This window comes from Brevundimonas sp. (assembly GCF_046295595.1).
GTDB lineage: Bacteria > Pseudomonadota > Alphaproteobacteria > Caulobacterales > Caulobacteraceae > Brevundimonas.
In genome coordinates this window covers 1-18,396 of sequence record NZ_JBKBMX010000012.1, presented here as the reverse complement: position 1 = coordinate 18,396, position 18,396 = coordinate 1, and the positions used below count along the sequence as shown (strand labels likewise).

Genomic DNA, 18,396 nt, shown 5'->3' with positions numbered 1-18,396 from the left:
TAGCTTGATTTTCGACGCCTCCGGGCGTCATGCCCTTCCTGGGCGTTTCCTCCCTAAAGACTTTAATGCCGCGCCTTCGGGCGCGGCTTTCTTTATGTCCGGGTGAAGCCGGACGGTCCGGACAGCAGATCGTCGATCACCCGGCTCACCCCGCGGGCGCAGCGCGACCAGCCCGGACCCGGCTCGAGGGTCGCCTCGTCGAGGTACAGGGCGCGGTTCAGTTCGATCTGCACCGCGTGAAAGCCGTCGGCCGGCCGGCCCCAGATCTGCGTGGTCCAGCCGCCGGAATAGGGCTGGTTCAGCGCCACCCGCCAGCCGAGGGCCTCGAACGCCTTGCGCAGCCGCCGGGTCAGGTCCGCCGAACACGACGATCCATGTCGGTCGCCCAGCACCACATCCGGCCCGCGCGCCCCGCCGCTCCCGCGGGTCGCCCGCGACGGCATCGAATGCCAGTCGACCAGCACCGCCTCGCCATGCCCGGTCCGCGCCGCCTGCAACAGCTCGCCGAGGGCGGCATGATAGGGCGCATGGACCCGCCGCAACCGGTCGCGAACCTCTTCGAGACCCAGTCGCCGGTCATACAGCGGGCGGCCGTCACCGGTCAGGCGCGGCAGAACGCCATAGCCGGCCGCGGTCCGCGGCGAGGCCGTCCGGCCCTCCAGCCCGTCTATAAGGACCGGGTCGAGGTCTTCGGGATCGCGGTTCAGATCGACATAGGCCCGGCCCCATCCGCCCAGCAGCAGCGCCGCCCCGCGCTCCAGACCGGGGGCGATCAGCCGGTCGACGAGGGCGTCCTCGGCGCTGCGCAGGCTGGGCGCCTCCAGCCCCGCCGCCGCCGCCATGTCGGCCGGATAGTGCCGTCCCGAATGGGGCGATGCGAACACGAACCGGGCCGGGTTCGCGGGTGCGACGACCGTGAACGCCGCCGGCTCTGTGGTGGGTTCAGGAGCGTCCGCCATGGCCGCTCCTTAGCCTGTTTCGCGCATTGATCCACAGGTTCGGGCGCCCCGTCCGCTTCGCCGCGCGGGGGATTTTCATGGCGGGTTTACCGATCCGGTCTAGCCTGCGGTCAACAAGACGGGGCGAAAGCAGACATGGCGCGCATTCTTCTGGCCGAGGACGACCACTCCTTGCGCGGATTCCTGACCCGGGCGCTCGAACGGGCGGGCCATTCCGTGGTCGACTGCGAGAATGGCGACGACGCCATCGACGCCCTCGACCAGGGCCCGTGGGACCTGCTGCTGACCGACATCGTCATGCCCGGCGCCGACGGCATCGAGGTGGCCCGGGTCGCCGCCGCCCGTCAGCCCGGCATCCGCATCATGTTCATCACCGGCTTCGCCGCCGTGGCCCTGTCAGCGGCCCAGGCCAGCCCCCAAGCCAAGGTGCTGTCCAAGCCGGTCCACCTGCGCGACCTGGTCGGCGAGGTCGAGCGGATGGTCGCCGCCGCCTGAGCCCATGTGCGGCGCCATGATCTTGAGAACGAATCGCCACGGTTTCGCCCTTGCGGTCCGCGCCCCTCAGGGGTTATAGACCGCTCCTTCCCGTTCCGGACCTGTCCGGAACCGTCTTGGCGGATGCGTAGCTCAGCGGGAGAGCACCTCGTTGACATCGAGGGGGTCACAGGTTCAATCCCTGTCGCGTCCACCATTCCTCCCCTACACTCCAATGTGTCGCCTTCGGGCCGCTGCAGATTCGGGGATGCCTTGCCCAGCTTCTATGAGTTCTTCGCCGGCGGCGGCATGGTGCGCGCCGGGCTGGGCGCGAACTGGACCTGTCTGTTCGCCAATGACTTCGACGCCCGCAAGGGCTTCGCCTACCAGGCCAACTGGGGCACGGGCAGCGAGCTGACCGTCGGCGACATCCGCGCCCTCGATGCGGCCGCCCTGCCGGGCCGGCCGGACCTGGTCTGGGGCAGCTTCCCCTGTCAGGACCTGTCGCTGGCCGGAACCGGCGCCGGGCTGGACGGCGCCCGCTCCGGGACCTTCCACGCCTTCTGGGACGTGATCCGCGGCCTGATCGATCAGGGCCGCGCGCCGCCGCTTGTGGCGGTCGAGAACGTGTGCGGGACCCTGACCTCGCATGGCGGGCGGGACTTCGAGGCCATCTGCCGGACCTTCGCCGAAGCCGGCTACCGCTACGGCGCCCTGGTCATCAACGCCGAGCTGTTCGTGCCGCAGAGCCGGCCGCGGCTGTTCGTCGTCGGCGCGCGCGAGGGGGTCAAAATCGCGCCGCACCTGCTGTCGCCGGAGCCGGTCGAGCCGTTCCACACCCGCGCGGTGCGGCGGGCGACGGCGGCCCTGCCGAACATGGTGCGCGACCGCTCGCTGTGGTGGAACCCGCCCACGCCGCCGCGCCGGGCGGAGACCTTCGCCGATCTGATCGAGGACGCGCCCGACAGCGTCGGCTGGCATAATCAGGCGGAGACCAGACGGCTGCTGGACCAGATGTCGCCGGTCAACGCCGCCAAGGTCGAGGCGGCCCGGCGCGCCGGCCGCCGTATGGTCGGCGGGGTCTACCGCCGGACGCGGGTCGAAGGCGGGGTCAAGGTGCAGCGCGCCGAGGTGCGGTTCGACGACGTCGCCGGCTGCCTGCGGACCCCGGGCGGCGGATCGAGCCGCCAGATCATCCTCGTCGTCGACGGTCCGCGGGTGCGCTCGCGGCTGATCTCGGCGCGGGAGACGGCGCGGCTGATGGGCCTGCCGGACGCCTATGCCCTGCCGCGCAACTACAGCGACGCCTATCACCTGACCGGCGACGGGGTCGCGGTGCCGGTGGTTCGCCACCTCGCCCGTCATCTGTTCGAGCCGCTGGTGGCCGCGGCCGCCGGAGCGCGTCAGGCCGCCTGAGGTCAGTCCGGGCGTTTGCGCTCGTCGGCGTCGTGGTCGCTGGATCCGCCCGCCCTGGCCTGATGTTCGATCCGCCCGCTCTCGACCTCGCTGCGGGAAAAGACTTCCTCCTGCCCGGACTCCAGCAGCTCGTCCTCCGGGCCGCCGCGACCTCCGACGACAAGGCCGGACGACCGCGCGGCGGTTCGGGCAGGGGTCTTGTCGTCAGGTTTGCGGGTCATGCCGAGCGAACGGCGGGGCGGGCGACGAGGTTCCACCGCCGCCCGCCGTGTCGGAGACCCGACACTGGACCCAAAACCGTCGCCCCGAGTTTCCGTCACAGGTCTTGAGGAGGGCCGCGCCATGGAAACCGTGTCGAACACGCCGGCCCCCGATTCAACGGCGTGGGCTCCCGGCGCGGGCCTGCCCGTCGACGACGCCGAGTTGCAACGACTGGCCAAGACCTTCGCCGTCACGCCCGAGGCGGCGCGCCTCGCGGTGGCGCGGGTCGGAACCGGCTTCCGCGAGCTCCAGCGCGAACTCGGCGGGCGACGTTGATGGCGGGCGAAAACACGCCCGATCAGGGCCGAGGAGTCCATCAGAACGCCGGCCTTGGCCAGCAGCGGGTCGGCGAGGCCGGCGCGGCGCCGCGCCAGAAATCGCCCAGGCCGCCCTCCGCCGGCGGACCGGGCTCCGGTTCCGGCGACGACGCCTCCACCAACGCCGAAAGCGAACGCCGGTCCTGAGACACCCCGGCTGACCCGGAAAAATCGGAACCCGCCCGCTCCTCGCCGGTTCACGCCGGTGAAGCTGGACAGGGGCGAGCCATGCCGGGAGTCGAAAAGAGCAGGGGCGCCGGGGCCATCGCGGTGCGAATCCTCGCGGCCTTGCTGGCGCTCATCGGCCTGGTGCTGGCCGGCGGCGGCGTCTGGTTGCTGTCGCTGGGCGGGTCCCCCTATTATCTGCTGGCCGGCCTGGGTCTGATCGCCTCCGGCGTCCTGCTGTGGCGACTGAAGCTCATTGGCGCCTGGGTCTACATCGCTGTCTTCGTCCTGACCGTCCTGTGGGCGCTGTGGGAAGTCGGGCTCAACGGCTGGGCCCTGGTGCCGCGGGTGATCGCGCCCGCCGTCCTGCTGGCCCTGGTGATCACCGCCCTGCCGGTGCTCGACAGACGCAAGGGCGGGCGACTCGCCCTCGGCGGAGCCGCTATCTTCGTCATTGGCGCCCTGATCTCGGGCGTGGTCGTGGCCCAGGTCAACCGGCCGATGCAACCCGCTGACGTCCAGGCCGCGGCCATCGCCGCCATGTCCGATCCCTCGCTCCGCGCCGCCGGCGCCGACTGGCCGGCCTATGGCGGCACCGAGGCGTCGCGACGCTACTCGCCCCTGACCCAGATCACCCCGGAGAACGTCGGCCAACTGGAGCGGGCCTGGACCTTCCGCACCGGCGACACGCCGGAAGAAAAATGGGGCGCCGAGACGACGCCGCTGAAGATTGGCGACACCGTCTATCTGTGCACGGCGCGGAATATCCTGATCGCCCTCGACGCCCGCACGGGTCGCCAGCGTTGGCGCCATGACCCCCAGGTCTCGGACGACTGGATCCCATACACCGCCGCCTGTCGCGGCGTGGCCTATTACGAGACCGGCGCATCCCCGCCGACGACCCCCGCTGGCGACGCCCCGGCGCCGTCGACCCCCGCCCTGGCGACGCCCGCCGCCTGCGCCACGCGCATCATCGAAGGCACGCTGGATGGCCGGCTGATCGCCGTCGACGCCCGCACCGGCCGTCCCTGCGCCGGCTTCGGGACCAATGGCGCGGTCGATATCAAGGTCGGCATGGGCGACGTCATCCCGGGCATGGTGTCGATCACCTCCCCGCCGACCATCGTCCAGGGCGTGATCGTCACCGGACATCAGGTGCTGGACGGCCAGTACAACTCGGCGCCGTCGGGCGTCATCCAGGGCTTCGACGCCGTCACCGGCGAACTGCGCTGGGCCTGGGACATGACGCGCCCGGACCTGAGCGGGCGCCCGGCCCAGGGCGATACCTATACGCGCGGCACCCCCAATATGTGGACCATCGCCTCGGGCGATGAACAGCTGGGCCATGTCTATCTGCCGATGGGCAATTCCGCCGCCGACTACTACAGCGGCGACCGCTCCGAGGCCGAGAACCGCTTCGCCACCGCGATGGTGGCGCTGGATGTCAACACCGGCCGCCCGGCCTGGTCGTTCCAGACCGTGCGCAAGGATGTCTGGGACTACGACCTCGGCTCGCAGGCGACGCTGATCGACTACACGACGGCCGCCGGCGTGTTCCCGGCGCTGGTCCTGCCCAGCAAACAGGGCGACCTCTACATCCTTGACCGTCGCACCGGCCGCCCCCTGACCCCGGTCGAGGAGCGGCCGGCGCCGCAGGGCGGCGTCGAGCCGCGGGAGCGCGCCGCGACCCAACCCTTCTCCCTCTTCCACACCCTCGCCAAACGCGACCTGACCGAGCGCGACATGTGGGGCATGTCGCCGATCGACCAGATGATCTGCCGCATCGGTTTCCGCCAGGCCGCCTATGACGGCATCTATACGCCGCCGACCCGCGACCGGCGCTGGATCCAGTATCCCGGCTATAACGGCGGCTCCGACTGGGGCGGGGTGGCGGTCGATCCGCGGCGCGGCTGGATCATCGCCAACTACAACGACATGCCCAACTACAACCGGCTGGTCCCGCGCGCCGAGGCCGATGCGAAAGGCTGGGCGCCGCACGGCGATCCGCAGGCCGAATCCGGCGGCGCCGAGGGCGCGGGCGATCCGCAGGTCGGCGTTCCCTACGCCATCGATGTCAACGCCGGCTGGCGGATGGGCTCGACCGGCATGCTGTGCAAACAGCCCCCCTACGGCGGCATCCGCGCCATCGACATCCGCACCGGCCAGACCGTCTGGGACCGGCCGCTGGGCACGGCGCGCAAGAACGGCCCGTTCGGCATCCCGTCGATGCTGCCGCTGGACATCGGCACGCCCAACAACGGCGGCTCGGTGGTCACCGCCGGCGGACTGATCTTCATCGCCGCCACGACCGACGACCTGATCCGGGCCATCGACATCGAGACTGGCGAGACGGTCTGGTCCGACGTGCTGCCGGCCGGCGGCCAGGCCGGGCCGATGGTCTATGAGCAGGACGGGCGCCAGTATCTCGTGATCATGGCGGGCGGGCACCACTTCATGGAGACGCCGCCCGGAGACCATCTCATCGCCTACGCCTTGCCCGAACGATGAGCTCCGCCGCATCCATCTGGGCGCCTTACTGCGGGCCGGGTCCGGGGCCGGGCGAGTGGCTGGGGCGCTGGAACCTCGACCCCGTTCTGCTCGTCGCCCTGGCGATCGGACTGGCGCTGGTCCTGCTGCGGACCTCGGGACGAGAGCGGGTTTTCGGAACCGCCGCCCTGTTTGTCCTGACCATTATCTTCGTCTCGCCCCTGTGCGCCCTGAGCTCCAGCCTGTTCGCGGCGCGGACGGTGCATCACGTCCTGCTGGTGGCGGTCTCGGCGCCCCTGATCGCCTGGGCCCTGCCGCGCGCCCGCGTTGGATCGCTGGCCCTGTCCACGGCGGTGCAGGCGGGGGTGTTCTGGGCGTGGCACGCACCGGCGGCCTATGGCGCCGCCCTGTCGAACGACGGCGTCTACTGGCTGATGCAGCTCAGCCTGCTGGGGTCGGCGGCGTGGTTCTGGACGGCCGTGCGCCGCGCCTCCGCCCCGGCCGCCGTCGCCGCACTGCTGATCGCCATGGTCGCCATGGGCCTGCTCGGCGCCCTGCTGACCTTCACCGGCCAGCCGGTCTACGCCCCGCATTTTCACACCACCGCCGCCTGGGGGTTGAGTCCGCTGGAAGACCAGCAGGCGGCCGGCCTGATCATGTGGGCCCCGGCGGCGGCGGTCTATCTGGCCGCGGCCCTGCTCGTGCTGGGGGGCTGGATCGGGCCCGACGCCCGCCCCGACGCCGACCCGAGCCCGGCATGATCGACCGGTTGATCGGCAACGTCCTCGAATGGGCGGCGGGCCATACCGACGAGGGCCGCTATTCCCCGGTCGGGATCGTGTTCCACTGGACCATGGCCGCCCTCGTCCTGTTCCAGCTGTTCTGGGGCTGGTGGATGGGCCGGCTGCCGGTCGGCGGCAACAAGGTCGCGGCGCATGATCTGCACTATCTGATCGGCGTCCTGATGCTGGTGCTGGTCATGGCGCGGCTGGCGTGGCGCACCCTGGCGCCGGGGCCCATCAACGACGCCGACAAGCCCGGGTGGGAGAGCATGGCGGCCCACGCCACCCACTATGTCTTCTACACCTGCCTGTTCGGCCTGCCCCTGACCGGCTGGGCGATGATCTCGGCCACGGCGCGCGAACAGGATCTGGCGCTGGTCGGCCTGATCCCGTGGCCGCTGATGCCGTTCGGCGACCTCGCCGCCCTTCAGCGCTGGCGGATCGAGGCGGTCGCGGAGTGGATGCACTGGGGTCTGGTTCTTGCCCTGGTGGCGCTGATCCCGATCCATGTCGGAGCCGCGCTCAAGCACCATTTCATCGACCGGGACGACGTGGTTCACGGGATGCTGCCGATCCTTCCGCAGCAGTCCGGGCCGCGGACGCGCTGGCAGCGTCGCTGGCTGGCGGCGGAGCAGTGGGTGACCGCTCGAGCCAGGCGGCTATGGTCCGCATTTCGCCATCGGTGAGCCCGGCCACGGCGTCGGTCATGACGCTGCGCGGATCGTTACGGCGCTCGGCCCGCTGGAAACGCTGCAATTGGTCGACCGTATAGGCGGCCGGCTGGCCTGAGATCGCCGGATTGCCCGCGCCGACGCCCAGGCCCTCGACCCCGTGGCAGCTGGCGCAGGCGGTCACGCCGCGCGCGGGATCGCCGTTCAGATAGATGTCCGGCGGCGCGGCGCCCGTATCGATCTTCGACGGCGGCGGCATGGCGGCGTACCAGGCGGCGACGGCCCGCTGATCCTCGTCGTCCAGCCAGCGGGCGATCGGCGTCATCACCGGATCGGCCCTCAGATCGTTGGCGTAGTCCGACATTTGCTTCTGCAGATAGCCGGCGTCGAGGCCCGCCAGCCGGGGCACGCTGACGCCATCGCCGCCGCCGTCGCGCCCGTGGCAGCTGAAACAGGCGTTGGCCGGCCCGCCCTCACCGCCGCTCATGGCGATGATCTCGCCCGTGGCGGTGAAGGCTTCGCCGGTCTGATTGGTCGCGGGCGAGCAGGCCGCGACGGCCCCGAAGGCGAGAAGGACGGGGAGAAGGCGCACCTCAGCCCAACCCCGGCCGAGCTTTGCGGTTCCCCTGGAACCGTGACGCTGAGCGCGGGTTGTTCCCCGAAAGGGGCAGGATGGCTGACCAGATCAACCAACAGCATGAGCGCGGGAGTGTGGGCGTCGCTGACGGCCCTCCTTCTGGGCGCGTGCGGCGAGGCTTCGAAGCCGGCCCGGACCATCGCCGGCGCGGATCCTGCGCGGGGGCTGGAGGTGGTCGAGCGGGTCGGCTGCGCCGCCTGCCACGCCATCCCGGGCATCGCCTGGCCGCAGGGCCGGGCCGGCCCGCCGCTCGAAGGGTTCGCCGCCCGTTCCATGATCGCGGGCCGGCTGCCCAACCAGCCCGAGGTGTTGACGGCCTGGCTGATCGATCCCCCGGCCTTGTCGCCCGACACCGGCATGCCCCCCAGCCCGATCAGCGAAGCCGAAGCCCGCGATATCGCGGCCTGGCTGTATACGCTCGATGAGCGCTGAAACCGCTTCCCCCGAGGGCATCGCCGGCTGGCCGCCGCCGGCGCTGGATCCGGCCGGCCCCTTCGCGGGCCCGCTGAACACCCTCGCCTGGGTGTTGTTCGCCATGGCCGGGGCGGTGCTGCTGATCGTTCTGATCGCCCTCGGCGTCGCCCTGTTCGGCCCGCGCCGCTGGCGCCAGCGGCTGGGCGGCGAAAAGCTGATCTGGATCGGCGGCCTCGCCTTTCCGGTCGTCGTGCTCAGCGCCCTGCTGGTCTATGGCCTCGGCCTGACCTCGCAGCTGACGCAGGAGCCGGAGCCCGGCGAGCTGCGGGTCCGGGTCACCGGCGAGATGTGGTGGTGGCGCGTCGCCTATCTGGACGCCGACGGCGTCGAGTTGGTGCAGGACGCCAATGAGGTGCACATCCCGGCCGGTCAGCCGGTGGTGTTCGAGCTTGACTCGGCCGACGTGATCCACAGCTTCTGGGTCCCGCGGCTGGGCGGCAAGGTCGACATGATCCCCGGCCGCCGCAACCTGATGCGGCTGCAGGCGGACGCCCCCGGCGTCTACGGCGGCCAGTGCGCCGAATACTGCGGCGGTCCCCACGCCCTGATGGGTCTGGTCGTCGTCGCGCACGAGCCTGCGGCCTTCGAGGCCTGGCGGGCGAAGCAGGCGGCCCCCGCCGCCCCGGCGAGTCTGCCCCATCCCGGGGCGGCGGTCTTCGACCGCGCCGGCTGCGGCGCCTGTCACACGGTGGCCGGAACCGCCTTCAATGGCCTCGCCGGACCGGACCTCAGCCACGTCGGTTCGCGCCGCACCCTCGGCGCCGGCATCCTGCCCAACAACCAGGGGACCCTCGCCGGCTGGATCTCCGACAGCCAGGCGATCAAGCCCGGCAACCGCATGCCGGCCTATCCGGTGCTGACGGGTCAGGAATTGCGCGACGTCTCCGCCTGGCTCGAGAGCCTCAAGTGAAGAGCGAAACCGGCTTCGACCCGGCCCTCTACGACCGCTTCCCGACCACCGGCAAACGCCCGGAGGGCGAGCTGGAGGCGCTTGAGGCGCAGTGGTGCAAGCCGCGCGGCTGGGGCTGGTTCACCGCCATCAACAACAACATCGTCGGCGTCTATTACGTCGGCGCGGCCATGCTGTTCTTCGTGCTGGCGGGGTCGCTGGCGGTGCTGATGCGCACCCAGCTGGCCATGCCGATGAGCGGCTTCCTGCCGCAGGAGACCTACAACCAGTTCTTCACCGTGCACGGCACGATGATGATGTTCCTGTTCGCCGTGCCGGCCGTCGAGGCGCTGGGCGTGCTGCTGCTGCCGCAGATGCTGGGCGCGCGCGACCTGCCGTTCCCGCGGCTCAGCGCCTATGCCTTCTGGGCCTATCTGATCGGCGGCCTCGCCTTCTTCGCCTCGCTGTTTTTCGGCCTCGCGCCCAGCGGCGGCTGGTTCATGTACCCGCCGCTCAGCTCGCTGCAGTTCTCACCGGGCATCAACGCCGACTTCTGGCTGCTGGGCATCGGTTTCATCGAGATCTCGGCCATCGCCGGGGCCATCGAGATCATCGTCGGCGTGCTGCGCAACCGCGCCCCCGGCATGACCCTGGACAAGATGCCGATCTTCGCCTGGGCGATGCTGATCTTCGCCTGCATGATCATCATCGCCTTCCCGTCGATCATCCTGTCGACCACCCTGCTGGAGGTCGAACGGGCCTTCGGCTGGCCCTTCTTCGATCCGCTGAAGGGCGGCGATCCGCTGCTGTGGCAGCACCTGTTCTGGTTCTTCGGCCACCCCGAGGTCTACATCATCTTCCTGCCCGCGGCGGGGGCCATGTCGACCATCATCCCGGCCGTGGCGAAGACCCCGCTGGTCGGCTACCGGCTGGTGGTGCTGGCCATGCTGGCGACAGGCTTCATCAGCTTCGGCGTGTGGGCGCACCACATGTTCACCACCGGCATGCCGACCATCTCGACCAGCTTCTTCTCGGCGGCGTCGATGGCGGTTTCGATCCCGGCCGGGGTGCAGGTGTTCGCCTGGATCGCCACGGCGGCCTCGGGCAGGATGCGCTTCAACACGCCCGGCCTGTTCATCCTCGGCGCCCTGACCATCTTCACCATGGGCGGGCTGACCGGGGTCATGGTGGCCATGGTGCCGTTCGACTGGCAGGCCCACGACAGCTATTTCATCGTCGCCCACCTGCACTATGTGCTGATCGGCGGCATGGTCTTCCCGATGTTCGCGGCCATCTACTACTGGCTGCCGATGTCCAGCAGCCGTCCGCTCAGCGAGCGGCTCGGCAAATGGGTCTTCTGGCTGATGTTCGCCGGCATGCACCTGACCTTCCTGCCGATGCACCTGACCGGGCTGATGGGCATGCCGCGGCGGGTCTACACCTATTTGCCGGACCGGGGCTGGGACCTGCCCAACATGATCTCGACCGTCGGGTCGTTTGTTTTCGGCCTCGCGGTGCTGATCTGGATCATCGACATGGCGCGGAATTTCCGCCCCTTCGGCCCGCGCGACGCCGGCAATGTCTACGGCGGACCGGGCCTCGAATGGCTGCCGACCGGCCTCTATTCCGTGCGCTCGGTCCCCATCGTCACCAGCCGCTATCCGCTGTGGGATCAGCCGAACCTGGCGCGCGACGTCGAGGCCGGCCGCTATTTCCTGCCCAACAGCGCCACCGGCGAGCGCGAGACCATCGTCACCTCGACCCTCAACGCCGAGCCCCAGTATCTGCAGCGGATACCCAAGCCCTCCGGCTGGCCGCTGTGGGGCGCCGTCTTCACCGCCGGCCTGTTCCTGCTGCTGACGGTCAAGGCCTATGTGCCGTCGATGATCAGCGGCGTTCTGGCGCTCTATTGCATCATCCAGTGGTGCTGGTTCCTCGACCGGCCGCACGCGCAGAAGACCGCCGACATCGGGGCCGGGATCAGGATCCCGACCTATGTCACCGGGCCGTCCAGTCACGGCTGGTGGGCCGCCGTCATCACCCTGGTGGTGGGCGGAATGGTCGCCGCGCTGATGGGCTTCAGCTACATCTTCCTGTGGAGCCGGAGCCCGGACATGTGGGCCCCGCCGCCGGAACTGGCGTCGATGGCCGTGGTCCTGGCCGGCTATGCCGCCGCCGCCCTTCTGGCCTGGGCCTCGTGCCGGACGCTGCGTCTGGACCGCCGTCGCAGCGGCCTGTTCGCCACCCTGCTGATGGTCGCCGCCGCCGCCCTGATCACCGCCGCCCTGGTCACGGACATCCGCGCCTGGCTCGACACCGGCCTGCGGCCCGAGGTCAACGCCCAGGGCGCGACCGTCTATGTCCTGCTGGCCTGGCAGGGCTTCTTCGCCGCCATCGTGGGCGTCATGGGCTTGTACATCGTGCTGCGCGGCATGGCCGGACATATGCAGGCCGACCGGCCCACGACCGGCGACATCATCGCCCTGTTCATCGTCTATTCGGCTGCGCAGGGCGCCTTCGCGACCGTGCTGACCCGCCTGTTCCCGGGGGGCTGAGCATGGGGCGTTGGCTCTGGATGCTGGGCGGACTGATCGTCTGGACGATCCATTTCATGGGCGTCTACGCCATCGCCAGCCTCGGCGACGTGGTCACCAGCGCCGACGACCTGGTCTGGCGCATGATCGGCCTGGGGTTCAGCGCCGCCTGTCTGCTGGTGGCGCTGGCGATCACCTACGCCGCCGCCCGCCGTGTGCGCCGGCCCGCCGAACCCTCCGTCGGATTCGGCGACCAGCTGGCCCTGCTGGGCGGGGGCATATCGGCCCTGGCCATCGTCTGGCAGGCCCTGCCGACCCTCATCGGCTATTGAGAGGCCGCTTGGGTATCTCCAGCCCGCGCTGCACCGCCGGTCGGGCCAGACCACGTTCCAGCCATGCCGGGACATTCTTCAGCGTGTCGAACTCGACGACCTCGCGCGCCTCGTAGAAGCCGATCAGATTGCGCACCCAGCCCAGCATGGAAATGTCGGCGATGGTGTAGTCGTCCATCACCCAGTCGCGGCCTTCCAGCCGGGCGTCCAGCACGCCCAGCAGGTGCCTCGACTCGGCGACATAGCGTTGCAGCGGCCGCTTGTCCTCGTACTGGCGCCCGGCGAATTTGTGGAAGAACCCCAGCTGGCCGAACATCGGCCCCAGCCCGCCCATCTGCCACATCACCCACTGGATCGTCTGATAGCGGCCGGCCGCGTCGGTCGGGATCAGCTGGCCGGTCTTGTCGGCCAGATAGATCAGTATGGCCCCCGACTCGAACAGGGCCAGCGGTTGTCCGTCCGGGCCGTCGGGATCGAGGATTGCGGGGATCTTGCCGTTGGGGTTCAGCGACAGATACTCCGGCCCCCAGGTCTCGTCCTTCCCGATGTCGACGAAATGCGGCTCATAGGGCAGGCCGGTCTCTTCCAGCATGATCGAGGCCTTCACCCCGTTCGGCGTATTCATCGAATACAACTGCAACCGGTCGGGATGCAGGGCAGGCCAGCGCTGCGTGATCGGAAAGGCGGAAAGGTCGGCCATCGGGGGCTCCTGCTGTTTCCCTGCGGATGTAGGTGGGAAGGACTCAATCGCAACCGCAGCGGTGGCGTATCGATGCGACCGATTCTGACGCAGTCGTCTGCTAGGGTCAGCCTGATGACCGGACGAAACGGACTCTCCGACTATCTGGACTCTCCGGACTCTTTGGACTCTGTTTTGAGTCTGGTTCGGGGCCTCGGCTGGACCCTGCCGGCCCGGCCGGGCATTGGAGACGCATGACTTTTCCGACCCCGTCCCCCGCCGACTGGAAGGCCCTCGCCGAAAAGGCCCTGAAGGACCGGCCGATCGAAAGCCTGATCCACCTTGACGCCGACCATCTGGCGGTCCGGCCGCTCTATGGCGCGGCGACCGGCGTCCAGCCCCTGTCCGCCCCCCGCCCGTCCGACGCCGAGGGCCGCGCCTGGGACCTGCGCACCCTGGTCGAGGGCGACGAGCCCGTGGCGGTCAACGCGATGGTGCTGGCCGACCTCGAGGGCGGCGCCGCCTCGGTCGTGCTCAAGGGCGCGATGCTGGCCGATTCCGCCCCCCTGACCGCCGCGCTCGACGGCGTGGCGCTGGAGCTGGCGCCGGTCGGTCTCGACGCCGGTCTGGACGGCCCCGAAGCGGCCAACGGCCTCGCCGTCGCGGCCAAGGGCTCGCCCCGCGCGAAGCTGATGTTCCACATGGATCCGGTCTCCGCCTTCGCCGAAACCGGCGCCGCCCCGCGATCGCTGGATGAGCACCTGAGCCTCGCCGCCAACACCGCGGCCCGCCACGCCGGGGCCTATCCGGAAGCCCGCTTCTTCCTCGCCAGCGGCCGCGTCGTCCATGAAGCCGGCGGCTCGATCGGTCAGGAACTGGCCTTCGTCGCCGCCAACGCCGTGGCGCTGGTCAAGGCCGCCCTCGACGCCGGCATGAGCGCCGAACAGGCCCTGCAGGGGACAGTGCTCGGCGTCGCTGTGGATCAGGAGTATTTCGACAGCCTCGCCAAGATCCGCGCCCTGCGCCTGATCTGGCGCTCGCTCAGCCGCGCCTTCGGGGCCGAGACGCCCGCCGTCATCGAGGCCCGCTCCTCGCGGCGGATGCTGTCCGCCCGCGACCCGTGGCCGAACCTGCTGCGCCTGACCGCGGCCGGGTTCGCCGGCGCCGTCGGCGGGGCCGATGCGGTCGTGCTGGACGCCTTCTCGCGCGCCAGCGGCCGTCCCGACGCCTTCGCCCGCCGTCAGGCGCGCAACACCCAGCTGGTGCTGATGGAGGAAGCCCACATCGGCCGCGTCGACGATCCGGCGGCCGGCTCCTGGTACCTCGACCAGCGCACCCGCGAACTGGCCGAGGCCGGTTGGGACGAGTTCCAGAAGATCGAAGCCGAGGGCGGGATCGTCGAGGCCCTGCGCGGCCATGTGATCCAGCCGCGCATCGCTCGCGCCCGCCAGACGCTCGAGCAGGCCCTCGCCAAAGGCGCGAGCCAGATGGTCGGCGTGACCAAATTCGTCGACGCCGACCCCCGCCCGGCCCCGGTCGAACCCGACCGTCCCGTCGCCCCCCGGACCGGCGGGGATGCCTGCGAGCCCCTGACCCCGATGCGTCTCGCCGCGTCCTTCGAAGCGCAGGAGGCCGGCCAGTGACCGCCCCCAACTTCACCAGAATCGCCCTCGACCTCGGCCCCACCGGCCCCGGCCCCGCGCGCGAGCCGTGGAACACGCCGGAAGGCCTGACCGTCGCCGCGGCCTATGACGCCTCGGCCCTCGACGGCCTCGACTTCATCCACGGCCTGCCGGGCATCGCCCCCTACCATCGCGGCCCCTATCCGACGATGTATGCGTCCAACCCCTGGACCATCCGCCAGTACGCCGGCTTCTCGACCGCCGAGGCCTCCAACGCCTTCTACCGTCGTAATCTCGAAGCCGGTCAGAAGGGGCTGTCGATCGCCTTCGACCTGGCGACCCACCGCGGCTACGACAGCGACCATCCCCGGGTTCGCGGCGACGTCGGCATGGCCGGCGTGGCCATCGACTCCATCTACGACATGCGCACCCTGTTCGACGGCATCCCGCTCGACAAGATGAGCGTGTCCATGACCATGAACGGCGCCGTCCTGCCGGTGCTGGCGCTCTATATCGTCGCCGCGGAAGAGCAGGGCGTGGCCCACAGCGCCCTGACGGGGACCATCCAGAACGACATCCTCAAGGAGTTCATGGTCCGCAACACCTACATCTATCCGCCCGAGCCGAGCATGCGGATCATCTCCGACATCTTCGCCTGGACGGCCGAGCACACGCCGAAATTCAACTCGATCTCGATCAGCGGCTACCACATGCAGGAGGCCGGGGCCTCGGCCGATCTGGAGCTGGCCTACACTCTCGCCGACGGCGTCGAATACATGAAGGCCGGGGTCGCCGCCGGCATGCCGATCGACCGGTTCGCCCCGCGCCTGAGCTTCTTCTGGGCCATCGGCATGAACTATTTCATGGAGGTGGCCAAGCTGCGCGCCGGCCGTCTGCTGTGGGGCGAGGCGGTGTCGAAATTCGGCGCCAAGGACCCCCGCTCCCTGTCCCTGCGCGCCCACTGCCAGACCTCCGGCTGGTCGCTGGCCGCGCAGGACGTGTTCAACAATGTCTCGCGCACCATGATCGAGGCCATGGCCGCGGCGGGCGGCCAGACCCAGAGCCTGCACACCAACAGCCTCGACGAGGCCCTCGCCCTGCCGACCGACTTCTCGGCCCGCATCGCCCGCAACACCCAGCTGCTGCTGCAGATGGAGACCGGCCTGACCCGGGTCATCGATCCGTGGGGCGGCAGTTTCTACGTCGAACGCCTGACCCACGAACTGGCGCAAAAGGCCCGCGCCCACATGGCCGAGGTCGAGGCCCTGGGCGGCATGGCCAAGGCCATCGAGGCCGGCGTGCCCAAGCTGCGCATTGAGGAATCAGCGGCGAAGACCCAGGCCCGCATCGATACCGGTCAGCAGACGGTGGTGGGGGTGAACAAATATCTCGCCGACCACATCGACGACATTCCGGTGCTCAAGGTCGACAACGCCGCCGTCCTGACCTCCCAGCTCGACAAGCTGAAACGTCTCCGCGCCGAACGTGACGACGCGAAGACGCAGGCGGCGCTGGACGCCCTGACCGCCGGTGCGCGCGGGAACGCCAACCTGCTGCAGTTGTCGGTCGAGGCCGCCCGCGCCTACGCCACCGTTGGCGAGATCTCGGACGCGCTGGAGGCCGCCTTCGGCCGCCACGTCGCCACGGTGAAGACCGTCTCCGGCGTCTATGCGAAAGAGGCCGGCGACGACCCGAAGATCGCCCGCGCCCGCGGCATGGTCGCCGCCTTCATCGAGAACGATGGCGGCCCGCCGCGCGTGCTGATCGCCAAACTCGGTCAGGACGGCCACGATCGCGGCCAGAAAGTCATCGCCACGGCCTATGGCGACCTCGGCTTCGAGGCGACTGCGGGTTCGCTGTTCCAGACCCCGGCCGAGGCGGCGAAGGAGGCCGTCGAGCGCGGCGTCCACGCCGTCGGCGCCTCATCCCTCGCCGCCGGCCACCTGACGCTGGTGCCGGAGCTCAAGGCCGAGCTGGAGAAGCTGGGCCGCCCCGACATCATGATCGTCGTCGGCGGGGTGATACCGCCGTCCGACGTCCAGACCCTGATCGATATGGGCGCCGCGGCCGTCTATCCGCCCGGCTCGGTCATCGCCGACACCGCCATCGACCTGATTGAAAAGCTGAACCTTCGACTGGGTTACGCCCAGAAGGCCTGAGCCTCAGGGCCGGTGGGCGCCCGGCAGGGCCGCCACCTCTTCGGCCGTCAGCACCCGCTCCACCCGGGCGCGGCAGACGCCGCCCGGCGCTGACGACCCCGGCACGCCGATCCGGGCCCAGTCGCCGGTGCAGATTCGGCTCCCGCCAAGCGGTGGGTCGCCGAGAATGACCAGGCTGTTGGCGGTGCTGACATCGAAGCAGCCGCCCGAGGTGTTCAGTTCGAAGACCTGGTCCCGCTGGGCCCGAATGAAGAGCTGGCCGTGCTCGCCATCGCGGAAATTGCGCACCTGGTCGGTGCTGAAGCACTGCCGCTCCGGCTGAACGGCGGCGCTATCTTCAGGGATGCCGCTCTCGGCGGTCGGTGCGCAGGACGTTCCCAGCACGGCCAAGGCCGCCAGGGCGGCGCGAGTAGTCAGACGGGTCATGGTCGATCTCCGGACGATGTGGCTCAGCCCTGCACGGAAGCCTCGCTCTCCAACGGCTGTTCCGCAAGCGGGTCGTTAAATCGGAATCGACCCGGATCGACCCGGGCGGCGAGCGCGACCGGCAAGGGCGACGGGGTGTCCAGCACCGTCGCCGCGATGTGCTCGGCCAGAAGCGGCGCGACGCAGAAACCGCGCGAGCCCAGCCCGCCCAGCACGAACAGCCCCGGCGCGACGGCGCCCGCAAGCGGCAGCCGGTCTGGGGTCGTCGCCCGAACCGCCGCCCGGCCCTGGCTCTCGCCGAGTGTCCGAATCTGTGCGGCGAGCCGCGGCAGTCGGACCGTCAGAGTTGCGAGGTTGCGAGCCGCGGATTCGGCGTCGGCCGTGGTCGTGGTCACACCCCGGTCGTGGGTCGCACCGAACAGCAGTCCGCCGCCGGTCGGCACGGCATAGCCGCCCCAGGCGACCGGCGGGACGGTCACCCCCTCCACCCAGTCCGCCTGTCCGCGCACCGGCGCCAGCGGCAGGGCGGGCGCGAGGGCCGCGGCGCCCCAGCCGGCGGCCACCACGACGACCTCCGCCTCGAGCAGGGTCTGGCCGGCGCCGTCCAGCAGCCGCCACCCCGCCGGCCCCGGTTCGATTCGCGCCACGGCCCCGGTGATCCGGCCGGCGTCGGCCAGCCACGCCTCCAGCACCGGACGGGGCGCCAGCGCGAAGGCGTCGCGCATCATCAGGGCGCCGGTCTCCACCGGCTCCTCCAGCCGCCCGGCGCAATCGGCGGCGGTCAGGGGCGTCATCGCCCCCTCTGGCCAGATATCCTGCCCCGCCACCCTGGCGAAACGTCCCGCGTCCCTTGGCGCCTGCTCCAGCTGCAGCACGCCATCGGCGAGGATCGCCCCGGGGACCGCTGCATACAGGGTCCGCGCCCGGCCGAGGGCCTGGGCGTGAAGCCCCGCGATATCGACATCGCCGGCGTCGAGCCGGGGGGTGACGAGGGCCGCGGGGAATCCCGAGCCCCCCGCGCCCGGGCCCGCCCCCTCGACCACCGTGCAGTCCGCGCCCGCGGCCGCGACGGCGCGCGCCAGGGCGGCGCCCGCTATGCCCGCGCCGATGAC

Annotated in this window: 17 protein-coding genes, 1 tRNA gene and 1 pseudogene; 13 read left to right on the top strand and 6 right to left on the bottom strand. The window is 70.5% G+C overall.

Going from position 1 to position 18,396, the window contains the following annotated elements; translation table 11 throughout:
- Nucleotides 1-92: 92 nt before the first annotated feature.
- Nucleotides 93-959: an N-formylglutamate amidohydrolase gene (locus tag ACK4JY_RS09435; protein WP_409605011.1), complete on the bottom strand. Its 867-nt coding sequence runs from the start codon at nt 957-959 to the stop codon at nt 93-95.
- 135 nt (nt 960-1,094) lie between these two features.
- Here ACK4JY_RS09435 and cpdR point away from each other — a divergent pair, with 135 nt between their 5' ends.
- From cpdR to ACK4JY_RS09420, 3 genes are all read left to right on the top strand, one after another.
- Nucleotides 1,095-1,454 carry a cell cycle two-component system response regulator CpdR gene (gene cpdR, locus ACK4JY_RS09430; protein WP_055826880.1) on the top strand — a complete coding sequence of 120 codons (360 nt, stop codon included), beginning with the start codon at nt 1,095-1,097 and terminating at the stop codon, nt 1,452-1,454.
- Nucleotides 1,455-1,575: 121 nt separating this feature from the next.
- Nucleotides 1,576-1,650, top strand: a tRNA-Val gene (locus tag ACK4JY_RS09425).
- A gap of 56 nt (nt 1,651-1,706) precedes the next feature.
- Nucleotides 1,707-2,849: a DNA cytosine methyltransferase gene (locus tag ACK4JY_RS09420; protein ID WP_409605009.1), complete on the top strand. Its 1,143-nt coding sequence runs from the start codon at nt 1,707-1,709 to the stop codon at nt 2,847-2,849.
- Between the two features lie 2 nt (nt 2,850-2,851).
- On the opposite strand, the gene ACK4JY_RS09415 is transcribed toward ACK4JY_RS09420, so the two are convergent.
- A complete protein-coding gene (locus ACK4JY_RS09415) occupies nt 2,852-3,070 on the bottom strand; it encodes a hypothetical protein (protein WP_409605007.1) in 219 nt (72 codons plus the stop codon).
- A 121-nt stretch (nt 3,071-3,191) separates the two neighbouring features.
- Here ACK4JY_RS09415 and ACK4JY_RS09410 point away from each other — a divergent pair, with 121 nt between their 5' ends.
- From ACK4JY_RS09410 to ACK4JY_RS09395, 4 genes are all read left to right on the top strand, one after another.
- Nucleotides 3,192-3,386 carry a hypothetical protein gene (locus ACK4JY_RS09410; protein WP_409605005.1) on the top strand — a complete coding sequence of 65 codons (195 nt, stop codon included), beginning with the start codon at nt 3,192-3,194 and terminating at the stop codon, nt 3,384-3,386.
- A 269-nt stretch (nt 3,387-3,655) separates the two neighbouring features.
- On the top strand, nt 3,656-6,100 hold the full coding sequence (locus tag ACK4JY_RS09405) for a membrane-bound PQQ-dependent dehydrogenase, glucose/quinate/shikimate family (RefSeq protein ID WP_409605003.1): 2,445 nt from the start codon (nt 3,656-3,658) through the stop codon (nt 6,098-6,100).
- Nucleotides 6,097-6,840: a cytochrome c oxidase assembly protein gene (locus tag ACK4JY_RS09400; protein WP_409605001.1), complete on the top strand. Its 744-nt coding sequence runs from the start codon at nt 6,097-6,099 to the stop codon at nt 6,838-6,840. Before ACK4JY_RS09405 ends, ACK4JY_RS09400 begins: the two co-directional genes overlap by 4 nt.
- Nucleotides 6,837-7,547 (top strand): cytochrome b, encoded by a 711-nt coding sequence (locus ACK4JY_RS09395; protein WP_409604999.1) that lies wholly within the window; start codon nt 6,837-6,839, stop codon nt 7,545-7,547. Before ACK4JY_RS09400 ends, ACK4JY_RS09395 begins: the two co-directional genes overlap by 4 nt.
- Nucleotides 7,548-7,566: 19 nt before the next feature.
- Here the strand turns inward: ACK4JY_RS09395 and ACK4JY_RS09390 are convergent.
- Nucleotides 7,567-8,019, bottom strand: a pseudogene (locus ACK4JY_RS09390) (c-type cytochrome); the annotation flags it as partial.
- Nucleotides 8,020-8,229: 210 nt separating this feature from the next.
- Here ACK4JY_RS09390 and ACK4JY_RS09385 point away from each other — a divergent pair.
- Genes ACK4JY_RS09385 through ACK4JY_RS09370 form a run of 4 tightly spaced genes read left to right on the top strand, consistent with a single transcriptional unit; the run spans nt 8,230 to nt 12,398 of the window.
- A complete protein-coding gene (locus ACK4JY_RS09385) occupies nt 8,230-8,601 on the top strand; it encodes a c-type cytochrome (RefSeq protein ID WP_409604997.1) in 372 nt (123 codons plus the stop codon).
- On the top strand, nt 8,591-9,553 hold the full coding sequence (gene coxB / locus ACK4JY_RS09380) for a cytochrome c oxidase subunit II (RefSeq protein WP_409604995.1): 963 nt from the start codon (nt 8,591-8,593) through the stop codon (nt 9,551-9,553). Before ACK4JY_RS09385 ends, coxB begins: the two co-directional genes overlap by 11 nt.
- A complete protein-coding gene (locus ACK4JY_RS09375) occupies nt 9,550-12,087 on the top strand; it encodes a cbb3-type cytochrome c oxidase subunit I (RefSeq protein WP_409604993.1) in 2,538 nt (845 codons plus the stop codon). The genes coxB and ACK4JY_RS09375 overlap by 4 nt, the downstream gene beginning before the upstream one ends.
- Before the next feature lie 2 nt (nt 12,088-12,089).
- Nucleotides 12,090-12,398: a hypothetical protein gene (locus tag ACK4JY_RS09370; protein ID WP_409604991.1), complete on the top strand. Its 309-nt coding sequence runs from the start codon at nt 12,090-12,092 to the stop codon at nt 12,396-12,398.
- Here the strand turns inward: ACK4JY_RS09370 and ACK4JY_RS09365 are convergent.
- Nucleotides 12,385-13,098, bottom strand: a complete 714-nt coding sequence (locus tag ACK4JY_RS09365; protein WP_409604990.1) for a glutathione S-transferase N-terminal domain-containing protein — start codon at nt 13,096-13,098, stop codon at nt 12,385-12,387. The genes ACK4JY_RS09370 and ACK4JY_RS09365 overlap by 14 nt on opposite strands.
- 233 nt (nt 13,099-13,331) lie before the next feature.
- Between ACK4JY_RS09365 and ACK4JY_RS09360 the strand changes: the two genes are divergently transcribed.
- Nucleotides 13,332-14,720: a methylmalonyl-CoA mutase family protein gene (locus ACK4JY_RS09360; RefSeq protein ID WP_409604988.1), complete on the top strand. Its 1,389-nt coding sequence runs from the start codon at nt 13,332-13,334 to the stop codon at nt 14,718-14,720.
- Nucleotides 14,717-16,858, top strand: a complete 2,142-nt coding sequence (gene scpA / locus ACK4JY_RS09355) for a methylmalonyl-CoA mutase (RefSeq protein ID WP_409604986.1) — start codon at nt 14,717-14,719, stop codon at nt 16,856-16,858. Before ACK4JY_RS09360 ends, scpA begins: the two co-directional genes overlap by 4 nt.
- A 3-nt stretch (nt 16,859-16,861) precedes the next feature.
- Here the strand turns inward: scpA and ACK4JY_RS09350 are convergent, their stop codons facing one another.
- Entirely contained in the window at nt 16,862-17,284 is a 423-nt protein-coding gene (locus ACK4JY_RS09350; protein ID WP_409604984.1) for a hypothetical protein, read from the bottom strand.
- Between the two features lie 23 nt (nt 17,285-17,307).
- A partial coding sequence (locus ACK4JY_RS09345) for an FAD-dependent oxidoreductase (RefSeq protein ID WP_409604982.1) occupies nt 17,308-18,396 on the bottom strand: 1,089 nt, incomplete at its 5' end.